14 protein-coding genes are annotated in these 13410 nt (G+C 37.5%); 5 read left to right on the top strand and 9 right to left on the bottom strand.

What is annotated here, in order from left to right:
- Window positions 1–108: 108 nt before the first annotated feature.
- The 5 genes from GR160_RS11225 to GR160_RS11205 all read right to left on the bottom strand — a co-directional run bounded on the left by GR160_RS11225 (window position 109) and on the right by GR160_RS11205 (window position 6045).
- Window positions 109–2667 carry a delta-60 repeat domain-containing protein gene (locus GR160_RS11225; protein WP_160749959.1) on the bottom strand — a complete coding sequence of 853 codons (2559 nt, stop codon included), beginning with the start codon at window positions 2665–2667 and terminating at the stop codon, window positions 109–111.
- An 81-nt stretch (window positions 2668–2748) separates the two neighbouring features.
- Window positions 2749–4077, bottom strand: coding sequence for a dihydrolipoamide acetyltransferase family protein (locus GR160_RS11220; RefSeq protein WP_160749958.1), 1329 nt, complete (start codon window positions 4075–4077; stop codon window positions 2749–2751).
- Window positions 4078–4170: 93 nt separating this feature from the next.
- On the bottom strand, window positions 4171–5325 hold the full coding sequence (locus GR160_RS11215; protein ID WP_160749957.1) for a glycosyltransferase family 2 protein: 1155 nt from the start codon (window positions 5323–5325) through the stop codon (window positions 4171–4173).
- 34 nt (window positions 5326–5359) lie between these two features.
- Window positions 5360–5536, bottom strand: a complete 177-nt coding sequence (locus GR160_RS11210) for a hypothetical protein (RefSeq protein ID WP_160749956.1) — start codon at window positions 5534–5536, stop codon at window positions 5360–5362.
- A gap of 83 nt (window positions 5537–5619) precedes the next feature.
- Window positions 5620–6045, bottom strand: a complete 426-nt coding sequence (locus tag GR160_RS11205; protein WP_160749955.1) for an Hsp20/alpha crystallin family protein — start codon at window positions 6043–6045, stop codon at window positions 5620–5622.
- 250 nt (window positions 6046–6295) lie between these two features.
- Between GR160_RS11205 and GR160_RS11200 the strand changes: the two genes are divergently transcribed.
- The 3 genes from GR160_RS11200 to GR160_RS11190 all read left to right on the top strand — a co-directional run bounded on the left by GR160_RS11200 (window position 6296) and on the right by GR160_RS11190 (window position 7859).
- Window positions 6296–6706: a VOC family protein gene (locus GR160_RS11200; RefSeq protein ID WP_160749954.1), complete on the top strand. Its 411-nt coding sequence runs from the start codon at window positions 6296–6298 to the stop codon at window positions 6704–6706.
- A 253-nt stretch (window positions 6707–6959) separates the two neighbouring features.
- Window positions 6960–7421, top strand: coding sequence for a hypothetical protein (locus GR160_RS11195; protein ID WP_160749953.1), 462 nt, complete (start codon window positions 6960–6962; stop codon window positions 7419–7421).
- 69 nt (window positions 7422–7490) lie between these two features.
- On the top strand, window positions 7491–7859 hold the full coding sequence (locus GR160_RS11190; RefSeq protein WP_160749952.1) for a hypothetical protein: 369 nt from the start codon (window positions 7491–7493) through the stop codon (window positions 7857–7859).
- Window positions 7860–7929: 70 nt separating this feature from the next.
- On the opposite strand, the gene obgE is transcribed toward GR160_RS11190, so the two are convergent.
- Window positions 7930–8937: a GTPase ObgE gene (gene obgE, locus GR160_RS11185; RefSeq protein ID WP_160749951.1), complete on the bottom strand. Its 1008-nt coding sequence runs from the start codon at window positions 8935–8937 to the stop codon at window positions 7930–7932.
- 183 nt (window positions 8938–9120) lie between these two features.
- On the opposite strand from obgE, the gene GR160_RS11180 reads away from it, so the two are divergent.
- Both GR160_RS11180 and GR160_RS11175 read left to right on the top strand, forming a co-directional pair.
- Window positions 9121–10161, top strand: coding sequence for a YncE family protein (locus tag GR160_RS11180; protein WP_160749950.1), 1041 nt, complete (start codon window positions 9121–9123; stop codon window positions 10159–10161).
- A 63-nt stretch (window positions 10162–10224) separates the two neighbouring features.
- A complete protein-coding gene (locus tag GR160_RS11175; RefSeq protein WP_160749949.1) occupies window positions 10225–10959 on the top strand; it encodes an MBL fold metallo-hydrolase in 735 nt (244 codons plus the stop codon).
- Window positions 10960–10977: 18 nt separating this feature from the next.
- On the opposite strand, the gene GR160_RS11170 is transcribed toward GR160_RS11175, so the two are convergent.
- The 3 genes from GR160_RS11170 to GR160_RS11160 all read right to left on the bottom strand — a co-directional run bounded on the left by GR160_RS11170 (window position 10978) and on the right by GR160_RS11160 (window position 13244).
- Complete coding sequence (locus GR160_RS11170) at window positions 10978–11508, bottom strand: metalloprotease family protein (protein ID WP_160749948.1); 531 nt, start codon at window positions 11506–11508, stop codon at window positions 10978–10980.
- A gap of 6 nt (window positions 11509–11514) precedes the next feature.
- On the bottom strand, window positions 11515–12423 hold the full coding sequence (locus GR160_RS11165; protein WP_160749947.1) for a hypothetical protein: 909 nt from the start codon (window positions 12421–12423) through the stop codon (window positions 11515–11517).
- Between the two features lie 173 nt (window positions 12424–12596).
- A complete protein-coding gene (locus GR160_RS11160) occupies window positions 12597–13244 on the bottom strand; it encodes a carboxypeptidase-like regulatory domain-containing protein (RefSeq protein ID WP_160749946.1) in 648 nt (215 codons plus the stop codon).
- Between the last annotated feature and the right edge of the window lie 166 nt (window positions 13245–13410).

Here is a 13410-nt window from a genome sequence, read left to right as displayed (position 1 = left end):
TATTGGTGTCGCAATACTACAAAAAAAGCCCCATTAAAAAATGAGGCTTTTATCAGATTGAAAATATTTTCTGTCAATAATCCCTTTATCAAAAGTTATTAAAAACTGTTAGTAATATATTTTTTTAGAAACCACAGTGTCATCTGCAAGAGTTACATTTACGATAAGTATGTGCGAATGCAATGTATCGGCCACCGTAGTACTGAGTGCATTTACATTTTTAGTATCTGAAATCAGCCTTCCTACCATATCATAAACCTTAATTTCTTTTATATTTTGCCCAACAGATTCTACCTGCAATGCATCATTACTTTTATACGCAAATACGTTTTGTGTTTTTGCTGTTTGTTGTGGTGTTGAAAGGCTACCACTGGTGCTAATTCTTGCAATGCGGTTGCGGCCTGTACCGTTGTATGCATAAAATTCACCTGCAATAACAAGCTTACCGTTTGCCTGCACAAACAAATCACGTATATTAACACTTATCTGACCTCCACCAATTGTGCCTGTTCCTGAATTAAAAGTAGCGTCAAAACTACCATCGCTGTTTATCCTGTTGAAAGTTTCTGACAATATACTATTTTCTCTGCTCCATCCTCCTGTTACGATTATTTTATTGTCATTCTGAACTATAATCTTATTGACAGGCATGTACTGAGTAGAAGTTCCGCTTGGGTAATTAAATTCGTCATCTACTGAGCCATCAGGATTTAGTCTTACAAATCTGGTACCTGATGGATTGAGATAATTTCCTGCAACCAATATTTTGCCATCGGGCATTAAAAACATATCCGTAACAAATCTTATAAATCCGCTTAAAACAGGAGTAAAAGTATCATCCTGTGTACCATTAGCATTCAACCTGATTATACTATTAAACGAAGGATTGTCTTCAGTTATACCACGTGCAAAAATAATTTTACCATCATTCTGCACCAATATTTTATTAACCCCGAAATAACCCGTTATTACATTAAAAGCAGTATCAATGCTGCCATTATTATTAAGCCTAAAAATATTACGTTCATAACTTAAATTAGTACCATTATAGGAACTAATTAAATCACCCCCCACGAGTAGTTTACCATCGGGTTGCATTGCAAAACTATAAAAATCAAAATTAAATTCACGGGGAAGTCCAGTACCCGCATTAAAAGTGGTATCAAGACTGCCATCAGCATGAAGCCGAGCCAAAGTATTTGCTGTAACACCATTATAAGTAGCAAATGTGCCTGCAATAATTATCTTACCATCGGGTTGGAGTACTATCCTATTAATACTTAACGGCAATGTATTAATATTATAACCTGTACCTACAATATTATAACCTGCCCCAACGCCCCCAACGTTAAAGGTTGTATCCAATTCACCGTCTTCTGTAAGTCTGGCTATCCCTCCCACACTTATTCCGTTATAATGGGTAAAACTTCCCCCTATTAATATTTTCCCATCTCCCTGCTGTACAGCTGCATAAATTGCATCATCAGCACCTGTGCCATATCCCACACTAAAAGTTTCATCTATAGTTCCATTAGTATTTAGCCTTACAATATTATTTCTGCTAACTCCGCTGTAAGAAAGAAATTCACCTGTAACTACAACTTTTCCATCAGGTTGTAGTGCTGTTTTTAAATAGGCGCCCAAATATGCACTTGCCGCAGCAAAAGTTTCATCAAATGTTCCATCTGCATTTAGCCTCGCTACATTAAATATACCAACACCTGTTATATCAATAATACCAGAGATAATCATTTTATTATCTTCCTGCTTTATCATTGTCCTCATATTTGTATTAGGTCCAAGGGTACTGAAAAATGTATCGTCTACTCCTCCGTTATAATTAAATTTTGCAACACCTATTTTTGAGACACCATTAACCTGTCTAAAACGTCCCGAAGCCACTATCCCATCCGGGTGTAGAACTATATCATAAACTTCATTGTTTGGCCCCTGTCCTGCTAACACAAAAGAATTGTCTATAGTGCCATTTTCATCAAGCCTTATTATATTCTTATTTTGTCCGTTATTATAGGTAAATAACCCACCAACAACTATCTTATTATCAGACTGTAGAGAAATAGCATTTACCGATACATTAACTATTGTAAGATCTGGAATAAAAGATGTATCGACTGCTCCAGCTTCGTTCAGCCTGATAATTCCTGCGCTACCGAAACTCCCTCCTAATAATATCTTATTATCTGGTAAAATTTTAATTGTTTTTATTACATAATTTGACTCTATTAATGGGACAAATGAAGTATCAAGGCTACCATCAGCATTCAGTCTTGCCAGCTTATTTATTGCTATGTCATTATAATGTGCAAAATCGCCTGCTATATATATCTTTCCGTCTGGTTGTACCGCAATGAGATTTACAAGACCATCCGCACCTTCGTGAACCTGAAAATCAGCATCAAGAGATTGATCAGAATTTAAACGAGCAAGCCTTACGGCGCTTACTCCTTTATAATGAGTAAAATGCCCACCTATGAGTACCTTACCATCGTGCTGTACAGCAACACACCTTATCGAAGTATTAGTACCGTTGAAATAACCTGTATCTTCAGGGTTAAAAGTAGGGTCGTTAGCGCCATCCTGCGCAAACGTTATATTTAAAAAAGTAAAAAAAAGGAAGAATGCAAAAAAAGTAATTTTATTTTTCATTGTTTTATTATTGGTTGGCACAATAGTACAAAAAAGCCCCATTAAAAAATGAGGCTTTTATCAGATTGAAAATATTTTTTCTTAATAATCCCTATTCACATCAAACGCTTCAAGATATTCAGCTACGCGTTTAACGAAGGAGCCTCCCAGTGCACCGTCTACCACACGGTGGTCGTAGCTATGCGACAGGAACATTTTTTGGCGTATGCCTATAAAGTCGCCTTCAGGAGTTTCTATAACAGCAGGTACTTTGCGTATGGCACCCAGTGCTAAAATACCCACCTGCGGCTGGTTGATTATTGGCGTACCAAACACACTGCCAAAAGTACCCACGTTAGTAACCGTATAGGTACCACCCTGTGTGTCGTCCGGTTTAAGCTTACCAGCCTTTGCCCGGTTGCCTAGGTCGTTTACAGCCTTAGCCATACCTACAAGGTTTAGCTGGTCGGCATTTTTTATTACGGGAACAATAAGGTTACCGTTAGGAAGGGCCGCCGCCATGCCCAGGTTGATGTTTTTCTTTTTAATAATGTATTCGCCATCCACGCTGATGTTCATCATCGGGAAGTCTTTTAGTGCCTTTGCAACCGCCTCCATAAATATTGGTGTAAAGGTTAGTTTTTCACCCTCCCTTTTTTCAAAAGCACCTTTTACTTTATCGCGCCACTTAACAATATTGGTAACATCTACCTCTATAAACGACTGCACGTGTGCCGATGTTTGTACACTCTGCACCATATAGCCCGATATAAGCTTGCGCATACGGTCCATTTCTACGATCTCGTCCTGGCCGTTTACAGAAACAGGGGCGGCTTTAGAAATTTCAGGTTTCAGGTTTAAAGTTTCAGGTTTAGCTACAATTTGCGGTTGGGTGTTTGTTATTTGAATATTGTTACTTGAAGTTTTTCTTTGGGCAACATACTCCAATATATCATTTTTAGTAACACGACCATCTTTACCTGTGCCGTTTATGCCTTCAAGTTCAGCAACAGATACGCCTTCTTCTTTGGCTATATTTTTTACTAACGGTGAGTAGAATTTATCAGACCCCGAAAAATCCTGCGGAACAGCAACAGCTTCTTTAGCCGCTTCAAAAGTCTTTTCAATTGCGGCAACACTTTCGTTTGCAACAGCAGTTTCTTCGCTTGGCGCATCTACCACCACACCGCCTTCGGTTTCTATATAGGCAATAACCTGGCCTACCTGAACCACATCGTTTACATTAAAAAGCACTTCAGAAAGCCTGCCTGAAACCTCGCTCGGCACTTCCGAATCTACTTTATCTGTAGCAATTTCCAGTACAGCTTCATCGGCCGCAATGTGATCACCCACTTTTTTAAGCCAGTTAGTAATGGTTGCCTCAGCAACGCTCTCGCCCATTTTGGGCAGCCTAAGTTCAAATTTTGCCATATTTATAACCTAAAGGTAAATTTGGTTTTTATACTTGCGAAAATAATAAAAAAATTAGCCAAATAAAGATTTTAAAATAATTTTAAACCCAAATTAGGCATAAACCTCAATCTGTATTACTTCTCCCCTGTCGTTACTACTGTTACTTCCTAAAATAAAGCTACCACCAGATGGTTTTATTTTATAGGTAAACCCGCCATCCCTATGCTTTTCCATGAAGTTTATCATTTCTTTAAAAGAGATCAGGACACTATCGAAGATAACCTCAGTATTACTGTTCTGTAAAAATACACCATCTGTTGCAACAGACGTTACCCGAACCACATTTTTCTGCAGCTGATTTTCTAACGTTTCACGCAATTGTTCGTTATCCGAAATGAGCACATACTGCTGCGGTATATGTATAGCCCCCTTTTTATTTTTCTTGGCCAGCATAAAAAATTTTGCGCCAATGCGCATAAATACATCAAAAACAGGCGAAGCCCTGAAATGTTTTTTATAAAAAAATTTCATAGCCTCTCTAAAGCGGTTCATGTAAGCACCATCTTTAACCGTGCTCTCTCCTTTATAATGTATTACGCTGGTATCAGGAAAATAGTAATTATGCCTGCCTTTTTGCATCACGGTGTACGACAGGTCAAAATCATCGCTGTACATAAAGCAGTCTTCATCAAAGCCTCCCGCCTCAAGATACAGTTCACGCTCCATTATCATAAAAGCACCTACAAGTACTTCTACAATTCCGGTTTGGTTCTCTTTTAAATGCTGGGCATAATATTTATTGAAGATGCTTATTCCAGGAAAAAGCTTATACAATCCGGCAATTTTAGTAGTTGCCACCCACGGTGTAGGAACTCCACGCTTGCTTTCGGGTAAAAAACAACCACGACCGTCTACCAGTTTTGCACCAACTATTCCTGCATTTTTTTGGTTTTGAATAAACTGCAATGCTTTTACGAAAGTGTCTTCTGCAACAACAGTGTCAGGATTAAGAATACAGACATATTTTCCCTTTGCCGCAGCCACTCCTATATTATTGCCCTTAGGGAAACCCGAGTTTTCTTTATTCTCTATAAGCGTAACATCCGGAAAACGCTGCTTCATCATGGCACAGCTATCATCGGGAGAGTTATTATCCACCACAATAACCTCTGCATCAATCCCTTTAATAGCCTGTTGCACACTAAGCACACAAAGCTCTAAAAAATAACGTACGTTATAATTAAGTATTATTACCGATAACTGCATGGGGCAAAGATACTAATTTGACCGATTACCTTAGTTAAGCTATATTATCCATCTTTTTGAGTTCTGCAATTACCTCTTCATGTGGCCGCACATTGCCTTTAATGCTTTGCTCAATACTTTCATCGATCAATTGTTTTACCAAATTTGGCAATTCGTCCCAAAAGTCACCAGATATATTTTGAGGTGTGTTTTTTTCTTCTTCATTTTTCATCAGTATAAAGATAACAATTCCAAAAACTAAAAAAGCACCCTTTTTCAAGGGTGCTTTTACCAACTAACTCAATCACTCAATCATTATAAAATCTCAATCACTCTCTTAGCAGGCTTTTCTGCTTCTTCTTTTTTAGGCAGCGTAATATTTAATATGCCATCTGTATAAGCTGCGTTTATACTCTCTTCACTAATATTTTCAGGCAGTGTAAAAGCTCTTTTAAATGAAGTTTGCGTAAACTCTTTGCGGGTATATTTACCTTCCTGTTCTTCCGTTTTCTCTGCTTCTGCCTTATACGATATAGTAAGCAAACCGTTATCTACTTCAATATTAAAATCTTCTTTTTTGAGACCCGGAGCAACTAATGCTACATTAAAAAAGCCTTCAGACTCTTTTACATTTACTGGCGGCACAGTTTTATGTGCATATTGTGTACCTCCAAGAATATCTTTAAAAAATTGATCCATCACCAGATAACCATTGCTGTAATTGCGTTTTACTAAGTTCATGTTCTTTATATTTTTTATGTTATAAATCTTTTTGATTTGCTTAGTTATAGTCAAGTTTTATTCCACAACGAAAATCAATGCCAAAATGGCGCTTTTAATGACTTTTTGTCTTGTTATCGCTTTTAAAAATTGAAAAAATGGCGCAAATAACCCTCTATAATGTCTTTACACACACCCCTTATTTAAAACCTAACAACTTAATTTTGAATAGAACAAATAAAAATCGATTACCAACTTAAGACTATTAAAAATGGAAACAGGAAAAAACCCGATCGTATGGACAGAGATCTATGTAAGTGATCTTGACCGCGCACAAAAATTTTATGAAACCGTATTAAACATCAACCTCACCCCTATGCCCATGCCAGAAGGTATGGATATCCCGAAAGACAGCGACGACTATTTTGAAATGATTATGTTTCCCGGAGACATGCAGGGACCGGGCAGCAGCGGTGCTATAGTAAAATCGAATATGTTTAAACCCGGAGCAGGCGGAACACTCGTTTACTTTTGGTGCGAGGACTGCGAAACAGAATTAGGAAGAGTTGAAGCAGCGGGCGGAATTGTAGTTGCCCCAAAAATGTCTATAGGCGAACACGGATTTTGCGGCATAGCCCAGGACACCGAAGGAAACCCGATAGGCTTTCACTCACTTAAGTAGCACTTTCGCTTTTAAAAACACCTTAACCTGCATCTTAATCCACCATTTAAGATGCAGGTTTTTATTTAAATACATTTAGATGATTATTTCCAAAAACGTTGAGTATGGTGAAATTGATAAAACACACAACAGGTTTTTAACCCAAACATTATATTTTTCACATCAACACATTGCAGAAAAATTATTTTACATTACTTTTAAACCTTATAATACTATTTTCAATCTAACCTCATATACTTAAAAAAATAAAACTATGAAAAAAATGCTTTTGGCAACTGCCCTACTATTAGGACTTGCTGTAAACGCTCAGACTAAAGAAAAGAAATTAGCTGAAAAACCTGTTATTGCTACAGAACAAAAACTTGTATCGATAACTCCAGAGCAAAGGGCTGAGGCAAAACTTAAAAGGCTAACTACAGATTTAGATCTTACAGAAAAACAACAAAAAGAATTAAAGCCCACTTTAATTACTATTGAAACCCAAAAACAGGCTAACCTTGAAGAGAACAGAGCAAACAAAAAAGCAGGCAAAAAACTAACCGAGGAGCAAAAAGACCAGCGCAAAATAAAAGCCCTTGAGCAAAAGATGATGCTTGATAAGGAACTTAAAAAAATACTTACAGCTGATCAGACAAAAAAATATGACCTGCTTAAAGAAGAAAAAAAAGATAATCTAAAAAATAAAAAAGCAGAGATGACTCCTTCTCAAAAATAATTTAATGTTAAAACTTTGTGATGTTTTACATTTTAATTAGATTTGAGTTTTAAACATAAATTGCTTATTATGAAAAAAATAATTGCCTTTTCACTTATCGCCATAGGTTTTAGCTTTACAGCCAATGCGCAAAAAAAAGTAGTTGCCCCATCGGCTACGGTAGCTCAAACGCCTACTGCCCCGACTAAAGCATCCGAAGAAGCCGCTACTAAAGATGTAGCAACGCTAAGCAAAGTGGTAACACTTACAGAAGCCGAAAAGAAAACCTACTTTGGCCTGTTTGAATACAAGCACCGCGCTTTGAGTGTTAACCCAAGCGAAGAAGCTAAAAAATCTATTTACAACAGCATCGAAATGAAACTTAGAGCCGGACTTAGCCCTGCTCAAATGGCGAAACTTGACGCTAACAAAAAAACACTTCACACACTTACTCACTAAGAGTAACGACCTTAGAATAACCAAAAAAAGCGACCAAAATTGGTCGCTTTTTTTAATGCTTTATAGATAATTAAGCCTCCGTGTTCAGCATCTGCCAAAGCTTATCCTTAAGCTCCATAAGACCCTGTTGCGCTACAGACGATATCATTAAATACGGAATGTTTTTAAACGCAACATCAAGGTTAGCTTTCATTTCTTCTTTAAGCTCATCATCGAGCATATCGCATTTAGATATAACTATAACACGTTCTTTATCCAATATCTCAGGATTGTAGCGCCTTAACTCATCTAATAAAATCTCATATTCTTTTTCAATATCGGCAGCATCAGCAGGTATTAAAAATATCAATATAGAGTTACGTTCTATATGCCTCAAAAAATAATGCCCAAGTCCTTTACCTTCGGCAGCCCCTTCAATAATACCCGGAATATCAGCTATTACAAAAGACTGGTAATCTCTGTAAGACACTATACCTAAATTAGGCTTTAGCGTTGTAAACGGATAATCTGCAATTTTTGGCTTAGCCGAGGTCAGTACCGAAAGCAATGTCGACTTACCAGCATTAGGGAAACCTACCAGCCCAACATCGGCAAGAACTTTAAGTTCCAGCAACACATCGCGCTCTTCTACCGGCATACCCGGCTGAGAGTAGCGTGGCGTTTGGTTGGTTGCACTTCTAAAATGCCAGTTTCCAAGTCCGCCTTTACCTCCTTTTACTAATATTTGTTTTTGCCCGTGCTCTGTAATCTCAAAAAGCACCTCATCGGTTTCCTGGTCTTTTACAACCGTTCCTAACGGCACTTCAATATATTTATCCTCACCGTCGGCACCGGTACTGCGTGCACTACCGCCATCGCCTCCGTGCCCGGCTTTAATGTGTCGTGCAAATTTTAAATGAAACAACGTCCACAACCCTTTATTACCCACAAGATACACGTGGCCGCCACGACCGCCATCGCCACCATCAGGGCCTCCTTTTTCAATAAATTTTTCCCTGTGCAGGTGCGTAGATCCCTTCCCTCCTTTTCCGGAAGACACATATATCTTTACATAATCTACAAAATTCCCTTCTGTCATTTTTTTAGTTTAAAATTTGAAAGTCAAAAGTTTGAAAGTTGTGGTGCTTTCAGCCTGCAAAGGTACATTTTTTTATCAATTCCTATAATTTAAAACAGCCTGCAACTCCTGATAAGTTGTATATATCATTTAATTACGGCATCAAAAATTTAAAACAGGTACTTTTAAACTTTAATTCATATCATGAACATACTGTACAACAACAGCAAGTGCACCGCCTTTATTATTTTTTTGTTTGCCATAGCCAACTGCCTTGCACAATCTAAACCTGAAAGAATATTGCTTGCAACGTCTAAAACAGACCATACCCTTAGCCTGGTAGACGCATCAACACTCAAGATAATTAAAAAACTTCCGGTAGGACCTAACCCACATGAAGTTGTAGTTTCGGCCGATGGTACAACCGCTTACGTTTCCAACCCCGGCAACAGCGACCTGCATGAAATAAATGTTATAGACGTGCAAAACCAAAAAACTTTGCCCAATATAGACACTGCGCCTTTTTTAGGCCCGCACGGCATGGTACTACAAAATAACAAATTGTGGTTTACAGCTCAGGGCTCAAAATCAGTGGCTCGATATGACACCCAAACCCATAAATTTGATCTCGCAATAGGAACAGGTCAGGACGTTACACACCTTTTGCATGTAACCCCGAATGGCAAAAAATTTTACACAACGAATGTAGAATCCGGCACTGTAAGTATTTTCGAGAACATGCTTGTAGAACCCACTATTCCTCCAACAGGAGTGCTTCCACCCACAGCAAAGCCGCATTTAGACTGGACACACACCTTAATTACAGCAGGCCAGGGTGTTGAAGGCTTTGATGTTTTGCCCAACGAAAAAGAATTGTGGGCTGTTGACCCCAAAGGAAACATATATATTATTGATACTGAAGCCAAACAAATTACACTAACTATCAAAACAGGTATTTTAGGGTTACACCGCATTGCATTTACTCCCGACGGTAAAACGGCAGCAACCGTTAGTGTGCGTACCGGCGACCTCTTATTTTTTGATGTAAAAAGCCGAAAAGAAATTAAACGTATACAAACCGGGCAGGGTGCTGCCATGTTGATGGACGCTGTAGACAACCGTCTGTTTATTTCGTGCTCACCTAACGATTATATTGCGATAATAGACCTGAAAAGCATGGAAGTTAGTGGAAAATTAGAGGTTGGCGGCAGACCGGATGGATTGGAATTTGCAGTAACTGAATGAGTTTTTTGTAACTTTACAGACTAAAGTTTACATTGCTCAAAACTAATTACAAAGTTGGTCATTATGAAAATCATCCCTTTAAAAGAAGGCATTTTTACCGTTACCCCTACCAAAGAGTTTACACAGATTACTTTAGAGGAACTGGATACTGCCGACAAGGGATTGCTGAAAATGGCAATCTGCCCATTTTTAATAATCCTGCCTGATGATGTTGTACTGATTGACGCAGGGCTTGGGTGGACTGAAAATGGCAAACCTGTGATTGTACAGCTCATTGAAGAAGCAGGCTATAAGGCTACAGATGTGACTAAGGTTTTACTCTCCCACCTGCATAAAGACCATATAGACGGGTTGGGATATTTTGACAACAATGTGTTTGTACAAAACTTTCCGGAAGCTGAGATCCATCTTCAGCAAAATGAACTACACTATGCCCTGAACCAAATTGAGAGCCACTCTTTTAATCAGGAAATTTTAGAAGAAGTAGCCAATTTGCCTAACCTTGTGTTTATGCAAGACAAGCAGAGTACAATTGGCAATTACATTAGCTATGAGGTTACGGGTGGGCACACGCCCTTTCATCAGGCATTTTGGATAAAGCATGAAGACATTACGGCATTTTATGGTGCCGACGACCTGCCACAGCGTGTTTACCTAAAATTCCACATTGCCTACAAATCAGACTATGACGGAAAAACCGCTATGGAAAACCGCCAAAAATGGGAACTACAGGCCAAAGAAGAACACTGGACGGTATTGTTCTACCATGATATTAAACAGAATGCAAAGGTATTTTAGTGACTCTTAGACAGATAACTATTTAAAAATTAAAGATGGAATACCGATTCCTATGGCAATTCCATAAATTAAATCAGCCCATATAAACCTCAAGACATTGAACACATATATGAGTCCAATGATAGGAAAGGATATTATTGCCAGCAGGTTACCTTTTTTAATTTTTTCTTTGGCCTGATCATATACATTATTAGCGTCCTGATTAGAAGGCACTGCATGCATACCTATTGATACGCCAAGCCAAATAAGAAAGTACGAAAGCGGATGAGCCAAATCAAAATATTTTATGGGCATATATGCAGGAAGGCATATAAGCAGGCACAATAAGGTATTAACAAAAAAAGGACCCATCGAAATTAAAAAGGTTGTTGTAAAATTGCTGCTGTTTTCATGAACTACATAACCCGCAGGATTGCCTACCCTAAAATAGCATGCATCAAATACCGCTACTTTTCTTAGCCTGCAAAAAAACATATGTGCAAATTCGTGCACTATGATTCCCGGAAATGTCACAATAGAAATTACTTCACCTGGTATATAAAAAAACATAATTATTTAATTTTTAGCCCAACCATTGGGAAATTGTTTTGTAAACTCTTTTGAATCAATGATATTTCGGGTAGCAATACGATATTCTACCCTATTATAATACTCTTTCATTTCAGCACTTGTACTGTCTATAGCCTTGGCCTTATCAAGATATTTAAGCGCATTGAGCCTTGCCGATTCATCTTTTTTATCGGCATATATGCAAGCATATGCAGAAGCCACCGCAGTATTGGATACTGCAGAAATAGAATCATTTTCATAATTTTTTCTGGTAGCTTCTAAAAACCCAGTATAATTACGGGCATTAAAAGTAGCCCCTATCTCAGCCTGTAGGATGAGTTTCTCAATGCCATAATCATCCGGAAGATTACCGCTGCATTTTTTAAATTCCTTTAAAGCCTCGATATTTTTATCCTTTGATAAAAGATCAATACCCCCGTAATATGCTGCTAAAAGATTAAGATCTTCAACCTCCGGAACTTTATTGGCAGCACTGTTCATTTGTTTATGGGCACTATTATAATCGCCAATATTTGCAAACTGAAATGAATCCTGAATATCATTATAAGCCTGATAATATTTCCAGTTCCATGCGAACGAAAAACAAACAAGAAGCAATACGGCTGCAAAAAAAGCTTTAACCCATACAGGAAATGCTTTATTCTTTAATTTTTTCTCACATTCAGCACAAATTGGGTAGACAGATATTTTCTTTATTTCTTCATCTCCAAAATCCTTGTCACAAAATGAACACGCAGTAGGATCGAAATCTTTTATAACAGACTTACCATCTAACATATCCGGTTGAGGGAAGGTGGTATCCATACACCTCGAACAAAAGACATTACCATCTACCTTTACGGTATCATTCAAAGGTTTGGTTTCAAAACATTTGCTACACTCAGCTGTTCTCATAAAACTACCTATACTTTGTTAAGCTGCTAAACAAAACACATCGTTTAACATAAATTTTAGTTAATATTTCAAAAATATAAAATAGAAATTAGTAAACAATAGCTAAATCAAAAAATTATGCATAATTATTTAAAAGCAAAATCGCCAGCAAAAGCCAGCGATTTTAGTTTTTATTATTTGCTTGAGTAGGTTATTCCAAAGTCCGTATTAGTCTGTACATTTTTTGCTTCTTCTACATTTATCCTTTTTATCTCAATTTTCTGATCATAACCCACTGCTGCCGAATAGAACAACTTTAGCTTGGCAGGCAGCTTTTTACCTATGGCATCCTGTTTTGCAGTGCTTTCCTTTAAATACTTTCCATATTCATTGATGTATTTATCTCCCACCGTAAAATCACTCATTGCTTTAGCATAAGCCTGCGCTTTATTTTCTTCTAAGCTTTTCAATTCATCGGCATCTTTACTTAAGCTTTCAATATCGCCTCCAAAAAGTTCTTTTAAGTCTTTAGAATTTGCCACGAACTGGTCTAATATCTCCGCATTAGATGCTGTAGTAGCTTTAGAAACAGTAAAAAGCAAATAATCTCCGGGAACAATATTTTCTATTTTATAATTACCCTGTACATCGGTAGTAGCTTCATAAGTTGCAGGCTCAGCACCTTTATTTAAGTTATAAAGCTTAATTTCGGCTCCGGCGTCCGGTTTGTTGCCAACATAATCATTATACTTGTAATAAACATTCCCTGATGTCGACCCCGGATCTTTTTTACAGGCCGTAAAAAACGCTGTAGCAGCGAAAAGCAATACTAATTTTTTCATGTGGTGTTTTATTGATTATTCACCACAAAAATATCAAAACACTCAATCAAAAAATCAACGTTTACCTTTAATCAAACATTTTTGAGAATATAAACTTATTAAAGCTTTTCTGATTAACTTTAGTTAATTATCGAATATAAACACTCCGAATTCAATCAAAAACAAC

The organism is Flavobacterium sp. Sd200 (genome assembly GCF_009826935.1).
Classification (GTDB): domain Bacteria; phylum Bacteroidota; class Bacteroidia; order Flavobacteriales; family Flavobacteriaceae; genus Flavobacterium.
This window is presented reverse-complemented; position numbering and strand designations above follow the sequence as displayed.